Origin of the sequence: Acidovorax radicis N35, from assembly GCF_000204195.1 — a bacterium.
Classification (GTDB): Bacteria; Pseudomonadota; Gammaproteobacteria; order Burkholderiales; family Burkholderiaceae_C; genus Acidovorax; species Acidovorax radicis.
The window spans coordinates 58823-74869 of record NZ_AFBG01000016.1 but is presented as its reverse complement, the minus strand read 5'-3'; the positions used below and the strand labels follow the sequence as shown (position 1 = coordinate 74869).

Sequence of the window (16047 nt, the reverse complement as noted above, 5' to 3'; positions counted from 1 at the left end):
GGGTGGCAAGGACGGCCCTGAAAAGCAAAAAGCCCTCTGGCGAGGGCTTTTTGCAGAGGACCCACCGCAGTCGGCCCTTGGCGATCTGGCGATCAGCCGCCCTTCTTGGAGCGCTTGCCAGGGTTCTTCTTGCTGCGGGTTGCCACACCGCGCTCCAGGCTCACGCGTTGGCCACGGCCGCCGGTTGGCAGGGTGTAGCCGGGCACGGGCGTAGGGCGGGGAGTGCGCTTGCGGTCTGCTTCGGTGACGATCTTGTTGCCCATGGTAGGTCTCAGAGTTGGTGGAAAAAAGGGAGATTTTAGGCCACAGCCGGGTCGCCGGGATTTTGACCGGTGTTTGGCAGGACCTTTAGGGGGTGACAAAACCTGCAGCCACGCCTGCAGCCACACCCGCGCCATGGTCGGTGGACAGGGCCTGCGTGCAGTGGCGAGGCAGTTCAAAACCCCGCGCTGCGTCTTGGATGGCAGTCGTGCGGATGACGGGCGGCTTGGCCCACACGCCACCAAAGATGGTGGCAAAGGCGACGTCCGCCGCGTCCCGCCCCACGCCAAAACGCAGCAGGCCCATGGGGATCGCCGTGCCAGACGGGTCAAAGATGTACCAGCGGTCGCCCAGGTACACCTCCACATACGCATGAAAATCGGGCGGTCCGAGGGCCGGGTCAGCGCCGTAGTCGGTTCCGGTGGTGAAGCGGGCCGGGATGTTGATGGCGCGGCACAACGCAATCATGAGATGGGCGAAGTCGCGGCAGACGCCCACCTGCTCCACCAGCGTGTCCACCGCAGAGGTGTTCGAGTTGGACGTGTTGGACGTGAACGCCACATGCCGCTGCACCCAGTCGCATATCGCCTGCACCCGGCTGTGCCCTTGCCACAGGGCCCCAAACTCATTCGTAGCCAGGCGCAGCAGCCGGTCGGACTGGCAATACCGGCTGGGGTAGATGTAGCCCATCACCTCCTGTGGCAGACGCCTCACCGGCACTTCTGGCAGTTGGGCGGGGTCGACGCGGTAGTGGTTGATATCCACCGTGGCGGAATACGTTAGCTCCAGCGTGCCAGGCTCGCCATGCAACCGCAGGTAGCGGTTGCCCGTGGCTGGATCGGTATGAACGTGGTGGGCAATGGGCTGGTTGATGACCAGGCGCTCCGCGCTCACAGACTGGTTGGGTGTCTGCGCAGCGTGGATGTTGAAGACAAAATCAGCGCCGTGCTGGTCCACCTCGTAGCTCAGATCAATCTGCAGTTCCATGCGCACGCGGTCATGGCTCGGTTGGGCTGCAGGGGCCGCTGGCGCGGGGTAGGGGGCGGGCCAGGTGGCAGCGTTGCGGTTGTTTGGCTGCAGGGGAGGGCTTTGGGTGTTTGCCATGGGCATGTCCTTCGTGCGCTGCATGCCGGGGCATCCGGCACAGCAGCGTGACTTGAGGATAGTCTCTTCTTTCGCGCCCGATGTAGGCGAACGGCCCGCTGCAATGCCCGCCCGTTACCCATTCAGGAGCGCCGGCAGGTCACCTCGTCAGGCAGGTACCGCAAGGCGTGCCAGCACCTCGGTCTTGCCGCTGCGATCTGCTCGCAGGATCAGCCCTTCACCCGAACTGGTATTGGTCTTTGCCAGATCGGACAGCACAAACATATGGGTGACCCACACTTCAAAACGGCCCGCCCGTAGCGACGCAGCAGAGAGTGCCGCGCGCAGTTCCCGCAGATGGCTCGCTCCCGTGGTCTCGGGGCTGCCGTGGGGCGAGCCCAACGCTGGCCAGACCTGGGGCGCACCAAAGGCAAGGGTGGCACTGTCCACACACCGGCACCAGGGGCTCGAAAAAACCTTGTCCGGCTGCAGTTGCCTTTGTTGAAACCACATGCCCACGCGCCGCGCCTGCGCCCGGCCTTCTTCGCTCAGATTGCGTTGGGTGCTGCAGTCACCCAGGCGAAACCCGGGTGGGTCAAACGTGCCAGGGGCCAGCGAGTGGCGGAAGGCTGCCACCACACCACCCTCGCGCAACAAAGCCTCGGCGTCCGAGTCTTGGGCCGCCCAGTTGCGCAGGCTGGCAAAGGCCAGCCCGGCGCCCAATACCGCACGGCGGGCAACGTGCGGCTCAAGCGGCAGGCTGGAAGGCATAGCCGTTGCCCGACGCCGCCACGCGGCCAAAGGCCGGGAAGGGGAAGTGGAAACCGCCCAGCATGGCGTTGCTGGTGGTAATGCGCTGGAACACATCGCGCCGCACCTTGCGCGCGGCCTCGGCGTCCATGTCAAACGTCACGGCCCAGTCGGGGTTGCGTGCGAACAGCGCAGGCACATTGGTCAGGTCCGCCACGTAAAAGAACTTCTGGCCTGACGAAGTCAGCTCAAACAGCGTGTGTCCTGGCGTGTGGCCGTAGGCCGCCACAGACTTGATGCCTGGCGCCACTTCCGCATCGGCCACAAACTGCACCAGCGTGTCGGCGGGAATGGTGGCAAAGGTGCGCCGCACGTTCTCGAACGCGCCCTTCATGCCTGCGGGCGCTGCAGCCATGCGGGCATCGTCCATCCAGAACGCGTGTTCGGCCGCGGGCACCATCACCTTGGCCTTGGGGAACACCAGCTCACCGGCCTTGTTGCGGATGCCATTGATGTGGTCCCCGTGGTAGTGGCTGATGAGCACCGTGTCGATGTCGGCCGCCTGCAAGCCGGCGGCGCGCAGGCTGTCGAGCAGCTTGCCCGTGGTGGCGCCGCCAAACTCGCCCAGGCCGGTGTCGATGAGGATCTTGCGTCCGCCCGTCAACACCAGGAACGGCGTGTAGGGCACGTCGATGTAGTCCGTAGGCAAGCCCTGGGAGGCCAGCAGCGCGCGCACTTCGGCCAGCGGTGCGTTTTTCACAAACTCCTCGCCCAGCGGGCGGCGTGTGATGCCGTCGTTCAACGCGATCACTTCGGCATCGCCCACCTTCATGCGGCGGAAGGCGGGGCTGGGCAGGGTGGGCGTGCCGAGGTTGGGCGCGTTCTGGGCCCAGACGGGCACAAAGGATCCTGCGGCGTATACGGTGGTGGCGAGGCTTGCACCCAGGAAGTGGCGACGAGACAGCATGAAACTCTCTGGTAATGAGTTGAACTGATGAGTCGCAACTGTAGCGGTGCCAAGAGTTTGCCGTTTGCCGATGCGCTAACCTGTGTGCAACGTGGGGCTTTTGCGGGTAACTGGGGTTAACCCCTTGGCGGAGGCTTATTCGACCGCGAAGGCTTCGCGCAGCGCATCGCAAAAGGCCGCATTGCCGCTGACCGTCAGGGTGATCGTGGTCCGGGGTGGGGCGGGGCTGCCTGCCGCCGCGTGCAGCTGCCCGGCGGACTCATCAAATGTCAGCACCAGCGATGTGCTGACTTCCTGCGCACCCTGCAGGTCGTATTGCCATTCGCCCCCATCTTCCGAGGGGCCCCGGACATCGGGGAAATGCTGGTGTGCCCAGGCCAGCACGGCACTGATCTCGGCGTGCAACGCGGGAATCTGTGCGGACGACACGCTGGCCATGGCATCAAAAGTACCCACACCGTCCGCATCCTCGCTGTAGTCAAAGTCCAGGTAGCTCAGTTTCATGTTTGTCATTCAAGAGGGCGTCATGCCCGGGTGAGGTCGGCGCAGCCGAGGACCAGCACCCCAGCAACGCCGTCGGGGTGATGTGCGGCGGGTCACGCCCGAAGTACTGCCGGGTCAGTTTGGTCAGAACGGTTTGCTCAAACGGCGGCAAGAGGTCAGCAGTATCTCGCTCTGTGGGAACGAAGCGACTCGTTGCCGAGGTCTTGGCTCCCCCGCTCCGATTGTCTTGGATGGAGTCTTTGGCCGGGAGGAGTTCGCCCCTCAAGGCTTGTGTGGTGCTGCGCCGGACGCCGACCAAATTGCACTTATCGCCGGTTGCCGGTGCCGAATTTGCACTTTTATCGGCACCTGGCGCAAGCTGTGTCTATCCCAATAGCTCCTAAATTAATAGCTAAATGCCTTTGTGGCAGCTTTGGTGTTGCACCACCACCTGTCGGGAAAACCCTGAACCTTGCTCGCTTCCATCCGTTCACAATGCGGCCAACTGGTCTGACCAATTTACCTTTGAGCCAATTTCCGCATGCCTTTTCAACCCATAGAGCCCCGCCGCTTGTACCGCCAGATTGCCGACCAGCTGCGCCAGCTCATTCAAAGCGGCGAATTTGCCGTGGGATCCAAACTGCCCGCCGAGCGCGACCTGGCCGCAAAAATGGGCGTGTCCCGCCCGTCGGTGCGGGAAGCGCTGATTGCGCTGGAGGTGGAGGGCCTGATCGAGGTGCGCATGGGCTCGGGCATTGTGGTCATTGGCCGCGAGAGCGTGCGCCTGCTGGACAACGCGCACGGCCCGCTGGAAATCATTCGCGCACGCCAGCTCATCGAATGTGAACTGGCCGCGCTGGCCGCTAAAAGCACCGACCCCACGCTGGTGCCCGACCTGTTGGAGACCCTGCGCGACATGGAGGCCGACATTGCCGCGCGCACCCTGCCCATCCGCGGCGACCGCGCTTTCCACATCCGCATTGCCCAGGCCAGCGACAACAGTGCCCTGCAAGCGGTGGTGACCCAGCTATTTGACGAGCGCAATGGGCCACTGTTCACCACGCTGGGTGGCCACTTCGAGCGCGAAGCCACCTGGAAAGAGGCGGTGGACGAGCACCGCGCCGTAGTCGCCGCTATTGCCTCCCGAGACCCCGACATGGCCCGCGCCGCCATGAGCGGTCACCTGGACCGCTCGCACCAACGTTTCTCGGCCGGCTGGAACAGCCCCGCCGACGCGTGAACCCACCGGACGCCTGACCATGAGCCTTGCCTGCACCCTGAATGGCCCGCTGAACCTCAGCGTGGAACAACTTGCCCTTCAGGAGCCCGGCCCCGGCCAGGTGCGCCTGCGCCTGGGTGCGGGTGGCATCTGCGGGTCGGACCTGCACTACTACCAGCATGGCCGCGCCGGCATCTTCGCCATCCGCGCGCCCTTTGTGCCGGGGCATGAAGCCTCGGGCGTGGTGGACGCCGTGGGCGAAGGGGTGACCAAGGTGCAACCGGGGCAAAAAGTGGCGGTCAATCCTGCCCACCCCTGTGGCGTGTGCCCCGCCTGCCGCGCCGGGCGCAGCAACCTGTGCGAGAAGATGGTGTTCCTGGGCAGCGCGGCCATTTTTCCGCACATCCCCGGTTTCTTCCGCGAGCACTTTGTGATGCACGAGGCCCAGCTCACTGCCATTGACGAGGATGTGAGCCTGGGCGAAATTGCCTGTGCCGAGCCCCTGTCGGTGGGCCTGCACGCAGTGCGCCGCGCGGGCGAAATTCTGGGCGCCACCGTGCTGGTCACCGGCGCGGGCACCATCGGCTGCATGTCGGTCATTGCCGCGCGCCTGGCCGGTGCCGGCCGCGTGATTGCCTGCGACCCCAGCGAGCGTGCGCGCGCAATGGCGCTGACTGTGGGCGCTGACGAAGCCTTGCCTGACGCCGGCGCCTGGAAGGGCCGCGCGGATGTGGCGCTGGAAGCCGCAGGCCACCCTGCCGCGCTGGCCAGCTGCCTGGCGGCAGTGCGCCGCGGCGGGCGCGTGGTGCAGGTGGGCACGCTGCCGCCCGAAATTCCTTTCCCGGCCAACGACATCATGTCTCGCGAGCTGGACTACGTGGGCGCCTTCCGCGCCGACATCGAATTCGACTGGGCCGTGCAGGCCATTCGCAGCCGGCGGGCCGATGTGCGCCCGCTCATCAGCGCCCAGTTGCCGATCAGCCAATCGAAAGCGGCCTTCGATCTGGCTTTGGACAGAGGCCGCAGTACCAAGGTGCAGCTTGTTCCCGGCTAAACCCCGGTGACGACCCGGCTGCGCAACATTCACAACAACAGGAGACAAAGAGCATGACATTCCAACGGATTACCCTGGCCCTGGCTGCAAGCCTTTTGGTTGCGGCCCCCGCCTTTGCGCAGACCAAGCTCAAGTGGGCCCATGTGTACGAGCCGGGCGAGCCCTTCCACACCGCATCGGTGTGGGCCGCCGAAGAGATCAAGAAGCGCAGTGCCGGCCGCTACCAGATCGATGTGTACCCCGCGTCGCAACTGGGCAAGGAGAACGACATCAACCAGGGCCTGAGCCTGGGCACGGTGGACATCATCATCTCGGGCTCGAGCTTTGCGGCCAAGGCCTTTCCGCGCATCGGCGTGACCTATTACCCCTACACCTTCCGCAACGTGGACCACCTGCTGGCCTACACCAAGAGTGACATCTACAAAGAGCTGACCGCCGGCTACGAACAGAAAAGCGGCAACCAGATCATTGCGACCACCTACTACGGCACCCGCCATACCACCAGCAACAAACCCATTGCCAAGTGCGCTGACCTCAAGGGCCTGAAGATGCGCGTGCCCGACGTGCCGGCCTACCTGGCCATGCCACGCGCCTGCGGTGCCAACACCTCGCCCATCGCGTTTGCCGAGGTCTACCTGGCGCTGCAAAACGGCACCGTGGAAGCGCAGGAAAACCCCTTGCCCACGATTGAGGCCAAGAAGTTCTACGAAGTGCAAAAACACATCGTGTTGACCGGCCACATCGTGGACCACCTGAACACCGTGGTGGCGGGCGGGCTGTGGAAAAAACTGTCGGACGCCGACAAGAAGATGTTCTCGGAAGTGGCGCTCGAAGCCGCTGCCAAGGCCTCCAAGGAAGTGGCCGCCCGCGAGAGCGAACTGGCCGCCGTGTTCCGCAGCAAGGGCATCAGCGTGACCGAGGTGAACACCGGTGAGTTCCGCGACACCGTGCTCAAGAACGTGCCGTTTGAGCAATACGGCTACCAGAAAGCCGACTGGGACCGCATCCAGGCCATCAAGTAAGGCGACACCATGACGCTTCACAGCTCCCTGCCCCTGTCGGGCGGCGCGGCGGAGTCGCATCCCGTCGAAACCAGCGCGGAAGCGCTGGTGGCCAGCTTCGCAGAGGCCGACCAGCACACAGTCGACCTCTCCGTCTACGGCGTCGAGGACTGGATTTGCCTGGGCTTTTTCTGGACCATGGCCGGCTTGGTATTTCTGCAGTTCTTCAGCCGCTATGTGCTGAACGATTCGTTTGCCTGGACTGAAGAGTTGGCCGTGTACTGCCTGATGCCGGTGGTGTTCATCGGGGCGTCCATGTGTGTGCGGCGGGTGCGGCACATCCAGGTCAACCTGGTCTACCGCTACCTGCCCGTTCCTGCAGGCCGGGCCCTGTCGACGGCGGTAGACATCGCCGCTATTGCCTTCTACAGCTATGGGGCCTGGCTCGTTGCACGCTACGCACTGGCAGTGAACAACGAACCCATGACCACCATCGACTGGAACAAGAGCCATGTGTACTGGCTCGCGTTTGCCGGTTTTGCCCTCATGGCCCTGCGGGCCGTGCAGGTGGCCATCGAAAACTGGCGGCGCGGCTTCTCGGCACTGCAAAACCCTGGCTTCTTTGACGGCTCCACCGACTGAACGGAACCTGCACCATGCTGATCCTGATTGTTTCCTTTTTGGGGCTGATGTTGTGTGGCCTGCCGGTGGCGGTGGCCATGGCCGGCGGCTCGCTGGTCTACATCCTGGTGTCGGGCAGCGTGCCCGACATCGTGCTGGCCCAGCGCATGATTGCGGGCATCGAGTCTTTCCCGCTGCTGGCCGTACCCTTCTTCATCCTGGCTGGCAACCTGATGAACATTGCCGGCATCACCAGCCGCATCTACAACTTTGCCGTGGCGCTGGTGGGCTGGATGAAGGGCGGCCTGGGGCAGGTCAACATCATCGGCTCGGTCATCTTCTCGGGCATGTCCGGCACGGCCATTGCGGATGCTGCCGGCTTGGGCGCGATTGAGATCAAGGCCATGAAAGAGCACGGCTACAGCACCGAATTTGCCGTGGGCGTCACTGCTGCCTCGGCCACGCTGGGCCCCATCATTCCGCCCTCGCTGCCCTTTGTGATCTACGGGATGATGGCCAACGTGTCCATCGGCGCGCTGTTCGTGGCGGGCATCATCCCCGGCCTGTTCATGACCGTGCTGATGATGGCCACCGTGGCCTACTTTGCCCACCGCAATGGCTGGGGTGGGGACGTCGCTTTCCAATGGGCCCGCCTGGGCAGTGCCACGCTGGAGATTCTGGTGGTGCTGGCCTTTCCCATGACGGTGTGGCTGGCGGTCAAGGCCGGCATGTCGGTCAACGTGGCTGCGGGCCTGGCCTTTGTGGCCCTGCTGGTGCTGGACTGGCGCTTCAACTTTTCGGCCGTGCTGGCCCTCATGGCGCCCGTCATCCTGATTGGCGGCATGACCATGGGCTGGTTCACCCCCACCGAGGCTGCCATGGCAGCGGTCATCTGGGCGCTGTTTCTGGGCCTGGTGCGCTACCGCTCCATGACCCTTCGCACGCTGGCCCAGGCCACGTTCGAGACGATTGAAACTACCGCTTCGGTGCTGTTCATCGTGACCGCGGCGTCCATCTTTGCCTGGCTGCTCACCACCACCCAGGCCGCCCAAGCCCTGGCGGACTGGATTTTGTCCATCACCAGCAACAAGTGGGTGTTCCTGCTGCTGGCCAACCTGCTGATCCTGTTTGTGGGCTGCTTCATCGACACGATTGCAGCCATCACCATCCTGGTGCCCATCCTCCTGCCCATCGTGCTCAAGCTCGGCATTGACCCCATCCAGTTCGGCCTGATCATGACGCTGAACCTGATGATTGGCCTGCTGCATCCTCCCTTGGGCATGGTGCTGTTTGTGCTGGCACGCATCTCCAAGCTTTCGGTCGAGCGCACCACCGTCGCCATCCTGCCTTGGCTGGTACCGCTGATGCTGGCGCTGATCGCCATCACCTACATCCCGGCGCTCACCCTGTGGTTGCCGCAGCAAATGGGGTTGGTCAAGTGAATCCGGTGATCCGCATTCACCCGCAAGACGATGTGGTCATCGCCCGGCAGCAACTGCTGGGCGGCACCCGCATTGAATCCGAGGGCATCACCGTCTCTGGCCTGGTGCCGCCAGGCCACAAGATCGCGGTGCGCGCCATTGCGGCCGGTGCGCCGGTGCGGCGCTACAACCAGATCATTGGTACCGCCACGCAGCCCATTGCGGCCGGCCAGCATGTGCACACGCACAACCTGGCGTTCAGCCACTTTGACCGCGGCCACACCGTGGGCGGCGATGTGCGGCCCGTGGCCTATGTCGATACCCCGGCCACGTTCGACGGCATCAAACGCCCCGACGGGCGTGTGGCCACGCGCAACTACATTGGGGTGCTGACCAGCGTGAACTGCTCAGCCACCGTGGCGCGCGCCATTGCCGACCACTTCCGCCGCGACATCCACCCCGAGGCCCTGGCTGCCTTTCCCCAGGTGGATGGGATCGTGGCCCTGACCCACGGCGCCGGCTGCGCCACCGACAGCGAGGGCGAAGGCCTGCAGGTACTGCGCCGCACACTCGCAGGCTACGCCCGCCATGCCAACTTTGCCGCAGTCATCGTGGTGGGCCTGGGCTGCGAGACCAACCAGATCCAGGGCCTGCTGGCGCAGGAAGGTCTGCGCGAAGGTGCCAAGCTGGTGACCTTCAGTATCCAGGACACGGGCGGCACCGCCAAAAGCGTGGCGCGTGGCATTGAGGTGGTGAAGCAATTGCTGCCCGAGGCCAATGCCGTGCGCCGCGAACCGGTGCCTGCCAGCCACCTGGTGGTGGGCCTGCAATGCGGCGGCTCCGACGGCTACTCCGGCATCAGCGCCAACCCGGCCCTGGGGGCGGCGGTGGACCTGGTGGTGCGCCACGGTGGCACGGCCGTGCTGTCCGAAACCCCCGAGATTTATGGCGGCGAACATTTGCTGCTGCAGCGCGCCGTGTCGCAAGCCGTGGCCGACAAGCTCGAGGCCCGCCTGCAGTGGTGGACCGACTACTGCGCCCGCCACCACGCCGAGATGGACAACAACCCGTCCGCCGGCAACAAGGCCGGCGGCCTGACCACCATCCTTGAAAAATCCCTGGGCGCCATTGCCAAGGGCGGCACCACGCCCATGGTGGACGTGTACGAATACGCCCAGCCCATCACCGCCAAAGGTTTTGTCTACATGGACACGCCGGGCTACGACCCGGTGTCGGCCACGGGCCAGGTGGCGGGTGGAGCCAACCTGATCTGCTTTACCACCGGCCGTGGCTCGGCCTATGGCTGCGCCCCCTCGCCCTCACTCAAGCTGGCCACCAACAGCGCACTGTGGGCCAAGCAGGAAGAGGACATGGACATCAACTGCGGCACCGTGATCGACGGCAGTGAGAGCGTGGAGCAGCTGGGCGAGCGCATCTTTCTGGAAATGCTGGCCGCAGCCTCGGGCCGCAAGACCAAAAGCGAGCTGCATGGCTACGGTCAAAACGAATTTGTCCCCTGGGCGCTGGGCGCCGTGATGTAACCCCTCTTCATCCGACAAGACCATGAAAATCACTTCCGCCAAAGTCATCATCTGCGCACCCAGCCGCAACTTTGTCACCCTGAAAATCGAAACCGACGAGGGCCTGACCGGCATCGGCGACGCCACCTTGAACGGCCGCGAGTTGGCCGTGGCCAGCTACCTCACCGAGCACGTCATTCCCTGCCTGATCGGCCGCGACCCGCAGCAGATCGAAGACATTTGGCAGTACCTCTACAAGGGCGCTTACTGGCGCCGCGGCCCGGTCACCATGAGTGCGATTGCCGGGGTGGACACGGCGCTGTGGGACATCAAGGCCAAGGCCGCCAACATGCCGCTGTACCAGCTGCTGGGCGGCAAGAGCCGCACCGGCGTCATGGTCTACGGCCACGCCAATGGCAAGGACATCACGCAGACCGTGGAAGAAGTGCTGCGCTACAAGGAGATGGGCTACAAGGCCATCCGCGCGCAAAGCGGTGTGCCGGGTTTGGAGAAGGTGTACGGCGTGGGCCGCGGCACCATGTTCTACGAACCGGCCGATGCCGACCTGCCCAGCGAGCACGACTGGTCCACCGAGAAATACCTGCGCCACACGCCCGAGCTGTTTGACAAGGTGCGCGCGGCCGTGGGGCCAGACATCCACCTGCTGCACGATGTGCACCACCGCCTCACCCCCATTGAGGCCGGCCGCTTAGGCAAAGACCTGGAGCCCTACCGCCTGTTCTGGATGGAAGACGCCACGCCTGCCGAAAACCAGGAGGCCTTCCGCCTGATCCGACAGCACACCACCACGCCGCTGGCCGTGGGCGAGATTTTCAACACCATCTGGGACTGCAAGGACCTGATCGAGAACCAGCTGATCGACTACATCCGCACCACCGTGGTCCACGCCGGCGGCATCACCCACCTGCGCCGCATTGCGGATCTAGCCGCGCTCTACCAGGTGCGCACCGGCTCGCATGGCGCCACCGATTTGTCGCCCGTGTGTATGGGCGCCGCGCTCAACTTTGACCTGTGGGTGCCCAACTTTGGCATCCAGGAATACATGCGCCACACCGACGAGACCGACGCCGTGTTCCCACACGCCTACAGCTTCAAGGACGGCTATATGCATCCCGGCGAGGCACCGGGCCACGGCGTGACCATCGACGAGGCCTTGGCCGCCAAGTACCCCTACAAACGTGCCTACCTGCCGGTCAACCGCCTGCAGCACGACGGTACGCTGACCAACTGGTGATGGCGGCCATGAACCGATTGAACGACACCACGGTGGGTACATTGCCTGCCGCCGTGGTGCGCCCGCCCTACAACCGCCGTGCGTTGAAAAACGGCATCGTGCATCTCGGCATAGGGGCCTTCATGCGCGCCCACATGGCCGCTGCCACCGAGGCCGCCATTGCCGCCGGCGACCTGCGCTGGGGCATCACCGGCGTGTCGCTGCGCCAAGCCGATACCCGCGATGCCCTGGCGCCGCAGGACGGGCTGTACACACTGGCGATTCGTGATGCGGATGCGCAAGGCCAACCCCGCCAGCGCCTGCAAGTCATTGGTGCCGTGCGCAACCTGCTGGTAGCACCCGAGAACCCGCAAGCCGTGCTGGAGGCGATAGCCGCCGCAGACACCCGCATCGTGAGCCTGACGGTGACGGAAAAAGGCTACTGCCACGACCCTGCCACCGGTGCCTTGCGGCTGGACCACCCCGACATCGTGCACGACCTGGCGCACCCGCAAGTTCCCCGCTCCGCCATTGGCATGCTGGTGTTCGGCTTGCAGCTGCGCCACGCCCAAGGCCATGGGCCGCTCACGCTCATGTCACTGGACAACCTGCCGGCCAATGGGCGTGTGCTGCGTGCCGCCGTACTGCGCTTTGCTGAAGAAATTGATAGCACCTTGCGCACGTGGATAGAGCGCCAGTGCCGTTTTCCATGCTCTATGGTGGACCGCATCGTGCCCAAAACCACCGATGGCGACCGTGCAATGGTGAGTGCTGCGCTGGGTTGCGTTGACGCCTGGCCCGTGCTGGGCGAGCCTTTTTTTGACTGGGCCATTGAAGACGAATTTGCCGCAGACCGACCGGACTGGACACTGGGCGGCGCACGTTTTGTGCCCGATGCCGAACCTTTTGAGCGGCTCAAGCTGCGCATGGTCAATGGCACCCACTCCAGCCTCGCCTACCTGGGCGCCATGGCCGGCTGGCAGACCGTGGACGAGGCGATTGCGCAGCCTGCATTGCACACGCACATCGAAGCGCTGATGCGCGACGAGATTGAACCCACCCTGCCTGCCTTGCCCGGCCTGGACCTGGCGGCCTACCGCCACAACCTGCTGGCCCGCTACGGTAACCCGGCCCTGGCCCACCGCACGCAGCAGATCGCCATGGACGGCTCGCAAAAACTGCCCCAGCGCCTGCTGGGCGCGCTGCGCGACCGCCTGGCCCGGCAACTGCCCGTGCCGCGTATGGCCCTGGGTCTGGCCGCGTGGATGCACTACCTGCGTGGCGTGGACGAACTGGGCCAGGCCTACGGCATTGACGACCCGCATGCCACCCAGCTCACCGCGCTGTACCAGCAGTCGCTGGGCCAAGGCGTGAGTCCGCACACCGTGCAAGCCATGCTGGCCTATGCGCCGGTGTTTGGCGACCTGGCGGGCCATGCAGCACTCACGGCGGCGCTGGTGCCCTTGCTGCAGTCGCTGCAAGCACACGGGGTTGCGGCCACCCTGGAAGCGGTGAACCACGGGGAGTTGACCGCATGAGCACGATGCCCGACACACTCGACGTCCTGTCCCTGGGCGAAACCATGGCGATGCTGGTCGCGCAAGAGCCCGGCCCACTGGCCGAGGTACAAAGTTTCAGCAAACGCATTGCCGGTGCCGACACCAATGTGGCCATCGGCCTGGCGCGCCTGGGCTTCAAAGTTGGCTGGGTGAGCCGCCTGGGGACGGATTCGTTTGGCAGCTATGTGCGCAAGACGATTGAGGCCGAGGGCGTGGACACCTCGCAGGTGGAGCTGGACCCGCAACGCTCCACCGGCTTCATGCTCAAGTCGCGCAGCGTGGACGGCAGCGACCCGGCGATTGAGTACTACCGCCGCGGCTCGGCCGCCAGCCAGCTCAGCGTGGCGCACTTGAAAACCGATTACGCGCTGCGCGCAAGGCATGTGCACACCACGGGCATCACGCCCGCCCTGTCGCCCGCCGCTCGCGAACTGGTGGTCCACGCCATGTTGACCCTGCGGGCCGCCGGCCGCAGCGTGTCGTTCGACCCCAACCTGCGCCCCAGCCTGTGGCCCGACGTAGCCACCATGCGCGACACCCTCAACGACTTGGCCCGCCATGCGGACTGGGTGTTGCCAGGCATTGATGAAGGCAAGCTGCTGACTGGGCAAAACACCCCGGCGGACATTGCCGCGTGGTACCTGGACCGGGGCGCCAAGGCCGTGGTCATCAAGCAAGGCGCTGAAGGCGCTTACTTCCGCACCGCCAGCGGTGAACAAGGGCAAGTGCCCGGTGTGACCGTGCCTGTGGTGGTGGACACCGTGGGTGCCGGTGACGCGTTTGCCGTGGGCACCATCAGCGCGCAGCTTGAAGGGCTGGGCTGGCCGCAGGCCGTGCGCCGCGCCAACTGGATTGCCTCGCGCGCACTGCAGGTGGTGGGCGACATGGAAGGCCTGCCCACGCGCGCGGAACTGAATGCACAGAATTTGGATTGAACGAAGGATCCCGTCATGCTGACCGTTGTTTGTGAAACCCCCGGCACTTTGCGTGCCCACGACCGCCCCCTGCCAGACCGTGCGGCCGACGAAGTGCTGCTGCGTGTCAAACGTGTGGGGGTGTGTGGCACCGACCTGCATATCTTCACCGGCAACCAGCCTTACCTGAGCTACCCCCGCGTGATGGGGCACGAGCTGTCGGGCATTGTGGAAACCGCGCCTGCTGGCAGCGCCCTGCAATCCGGCGACACGGTGTACGTGATGCCCTACCTCTCGTGCGGCACCTGCATTGCCTGCCGCGCCGGCAAGACCAACTGCTGCACCCGCATCCAGGTGTTGGGCGTGCACACCGATGGCGCGTTTACCGAATACCTGTGCGTGCCCCAGCAGTTTGTGCACAAGGCCGAGGGTGTGTCGCTGGACCAGGCCGCCATGGTGGAGTTTTTGTCCATCGGCGCCCATGCCGTGCGCCGCTCGGGCGTGGGGCCAGGCCAGAGGGTGCTGGTGGTGGGCGCTGGGCCGATTGGCATGGCGGCCATGATTTTTGCGCAGCTGCGCGGCGCCACGGTCACTGCACTGGACGGGCGCCAGGACCGACTGGACTTCTGCACGCAGTCGCTGGGAGTGAGAGCCGGTGTTTCTTTGGGTGAGTCCGATGAGGCGCAACTCGCAGCACTGACAGACAGTGAGTTTTATGACGTGGTGTTTGACGCCACCGGCAACCCCAAGGCTATGGAGCGCGGCTTCCAATTTGTCGCGCATGGCGGCACCTATGTGCTGATCTCGGTGGTGGGCGCGAACATCACCTTCTCCGACCCCGAATTCCACAAACGCGAAATGACCCTGATGGGCAGCCGCAATGCCACCGCCGAAGATTTTGAGACCGTGCTGAACGCCATGCGTGAAGGATTGATTCCACAGGCACTGAACACCCACCGTCTGACCCTGGCCGAAGTGCCCACCAAGTTCCAGGACCTGCTGGACCCCAAGGCCGGCGTGATCAAGGCGATTGTGGAGTGCTGACCGGCTCGCGCACCCGGTAGGTCCGCTGCAATGGACGGGCGCAGACGCCGCGTTGTGGGGGTTGTGCGTCAACCAGGCCAGGGGTTGGCTGCGGGCGCAGCCGAGACAAACCCAACCGCTCTCTAGAATCGCAGGGCGGCGCAGGCTGTAGAAGAAGAATGCCCTGCGCCATCCATCAACCCAAGGGAGCAGGATGTCTGAGAACGTGGTGTTGCAGGTGGAGGGCCTGTGTTTTGCCTACCCCGAATGTGGGGTGCTGGACCAGTGGTCGGCGGCGCTGCCCGCAGGCCTGGCGCTCGTGCGTGGTGACGAGAGCAGTGGCAAGACCACGCTGCTGCGCCTGCTGGCGGGGGAACTCACCGCGCAGGCTGGGCGCATCACGCTGCAGGGTGTGAACGCGCGCGAAACCCCCAAGGCCTATGCCCAACAAGTCTTCTGGGCCGACCCCCGCTCGGGCGACCTGGACCAACTCACGGCCCGTGGCTGGCTAGGCAGCCTTCCGGCGCGTTACCCATCGTGGGATGCCGCTGCACTGGCGGTCCACACCGAAGGGTTCAGCCTGCATGAACATCTGGACAAGCCGTTCTATGCGCTGTCCACCGGCAGCAAACGCAAGGTGCTCATGGCCGGGGCGCTGGCCTCGGGGGCGCCGCTGACCCTGATCGACGAACCGGTGGGCGGGCTCGACAAGCCATCGATGGCCTACCTGGGCCGCGCCCTGGCGCAGGTGGCCATCCAGCCCGGGCGCGTGGTGGTGGTAGCGCATTACGAGGCCTTGCCGGGTGTGCCCTGGGGCACGGTGGTGGAACTCCACGGTTGAACCGGGTCCTCGCCGCCGGACGCCGTGGCCGTCAACCTCCGCTTGTTTTAGACTGCACTGCTGTTTTGTGTTTCTCCGTTCCCCGAAGGACTGTTC

General features: G+C 64.8%; 16 protein-coding genes. 11 read left to right on the top strand and 5 right to left on the bottom strand.

Features of this window, described 5'->3' with window-relative positions; all coding sequences use genetic code 11:
- Positions 1-92 precede the first annotated feature (92 nt).
- The 5 genes from ARADN35_RS28250 to ARADN35_RS0105170 all read right to left on the bottom strand — a co-directional run bounded on the left by ARADN35_RS28250 (position 93) and on the right by ARADN35_RS0105170 (position 3565).
- Positions 93-263, bottom strand: a complete 171-nt coding sequence (locus ARADN35_RS28250) for a hypothetical protein (protein ID WP_010459758.1) — start codon at positions 261-263, stop codon at positions 93-95.
- A gap of 85 nt (positions 264-348) precedes the next feature.
- Positions 349-1248, bottom strand: a complete 900-nt coding sequence (locus ARADN35_RS0105185; RefSeq protein WP_035196774.1) for a transglutaminase-like domain-containing protein — start codon at positions 1246-1248, stop codon at positions 349-351.
- 264 nt (positions 1249-1512) lie between these two features.
- Entirely contained in the window at positions 1513-2115 is a 603-nt protein-coding gene (locus ARADN35_RS0105180; RefSeq protein WP_010459754.1) for a histidine phosphatase family protein, read from the bottom strand.
- Positions 2093-3061: an MBL fold metallo-hydrolase gene (locus tag ARADN35_RS0105175; protein ID WP_010459753.1), complete on the bottom strand. Its 969-nt coding sequence runs from the start codon at positions 3059-3061 to the stop codon at positions 2093-2095. The genes ARADN35_RS0105180 and ARADN35_RS0105175 overlap by 23 nt, the downstream gene beginning before the upstream one ends.
- A 135-nt stretch (positions 3062-3196) precedes the next feature.
- The gene (locus ARADN35_RS0105170) at positions 3197-3565 is read right to left on the bottom strand and encodes a hypothetical protein (RefSeq protein ID WP_010459751.1); all 369 of its coding nucleotides are present in this window, start codon (positions 3563-3565) and stop codon (positions 3197-3199) included.
- 520 nt (positions 3566-4085) lie between these two features.
- Between ARADN35_RS0105170 and ARADN35_RS0105165 the strand changes: the two genes are divergently transcribed.
- The 11 genes from ARADN35_RS0105165 to ARADN35_RS0105115 all read left to right on the top strand — a co-directional run bounded on the left by ARADN35_RS0105165 (position 4086) and on the right by ARADN35_RS0105115 (position 15951).
- The gene (locus ARADN35_RS0105165) at positions 4086-4784 is read left to right on the top strand and encodes a FadR/GntR family transcriptional regulator (protein ID WP_029413359.1); all 699 of its coding nucleotides are present in this window, start codon (positions 4086-4088) and stop codon (positions 4782-4784) included.
- Positions 4785-4803: 19 nt separating this feature from the next.
- A complete protein-coding gene (locus ARADN35_RS0105160; protein WP_010459746.1) occupies positions 4804-5817 on the top strand; it encodes an L-idonate 5-dehydrogenase in 1014 nt (337 codons plus the stop codon).
- Between the two features lie 53 nt (positions 5818-5870).
- Complete coding sequence (locus ARADN35_RS0105155) at positions 5871-6839, top strand: sialic acid TRAP transporter substrate-binding protein SiaP (protein WP_010459745.1); 969 nt, start codon at positions 5871-5873, stop codon at positions 6837-6839.
- 9 nt (positions 6840-6848) lie between these two features.
- Positions 6849-7460: a TRAP transporter small permease gene (locus ARADN35_RS0105150; protein WP_010459743.1), complete on the top strand. Its 612-nt coding sequence runs from the start codon at positions 6849-6851 to the stop codon at positions 7458-7460.
- 14 nt (positions 7461-7474) lie between these two features.
- The gene (locus ARADN35_RS0105145) at positions 7475-8881 is read left to right on the top strand and encodes a TRAP transporter large permease (protein ID WP_010459741.1); all 1407 of its coding nucleotides are present in this window, start codon (positions 7475-7477) and stop codon (positions 8879-8881) included.
- Positions 8878-10401, top strand: coding sequence for a UxaA family hydrolase (locus ARADN35_RS0105140; RefSeq protein WP_010459740.1), 1524 nt, complete (start codon positions 8878-8880; stop codon positions 10399-10401). The genes ARADN35_RS0105145 and ARADN35_RS0105140 overlap by 4 nt, the downstream gene beginning before the upstream one ends.
- A 22-nt stretch (positions 10402-10423) precedes the next feature.
- Positions 10424-11635 carry a D-mannonate dehydratase ManD gene (manD, locus tag ARADN35_RS0105135; RefSeq protein WP_010459738.1) on the top strand — a complete coding sequence of 404 codons (1212 nt, stop codon included), beginning with the start codon at positions 10424-10426 and terminating at the stop codon, positions 11633-11635.
- Entirely contained in the window at positions 11635-13152 is a 1518-nt protein-coding gene (locus ARADN35_RS0105130) for a mannitol dehydrogenase family protein (RefSeq protein ID WP_010459736.1), read from the top strand. The genes manD and ARADN35_RS0105130 overlap by 1 nt, the downstream gene beginning before the upstream one ends.
- Positions 13149-14108 carry a sugar kinase gene (locus tag ARADN35_RS0105125; protein ID WP_010459734.1) on the top strand — a complete coding sequence of 320 codons (960 nt, stop codon included), beginning with the start codon at positions 13149-13151 and terminating at the stop codon, positions 14106-14108. Before ARADN35_RS0105130 ends, ARADN35_RS0105125 begins: the two co-directional genes overlap by 4 nt.
- Before the next feature lie 15 nt (positions 14109-14123).
- Positions 14124-15131, top strand: coding sequence for a zinc-binding alcohol dehydrogenase family protein (locus ARADN35_RS0105120; protein ID WP_010459732.1), 1008 nt, complete (start codon positions 14124-14126; stop codon positions 15129-15131).
- Positions 15132-15324: 193 nt separating this feature from the next.
- Positions 15325-15951: an ABC transporter ATP-binding protein gene (locus tag ARADN35_RS0105115; protein ID WP_010459730.1), complete on the top strand. Its 627-nt coding sequence runs from the start codon at positions 15325-15327 to the stop codon at positions 15949-15951.
- The last annotated feature ends 96 nt before the right edge of the window (positions 15952-16047 follow it).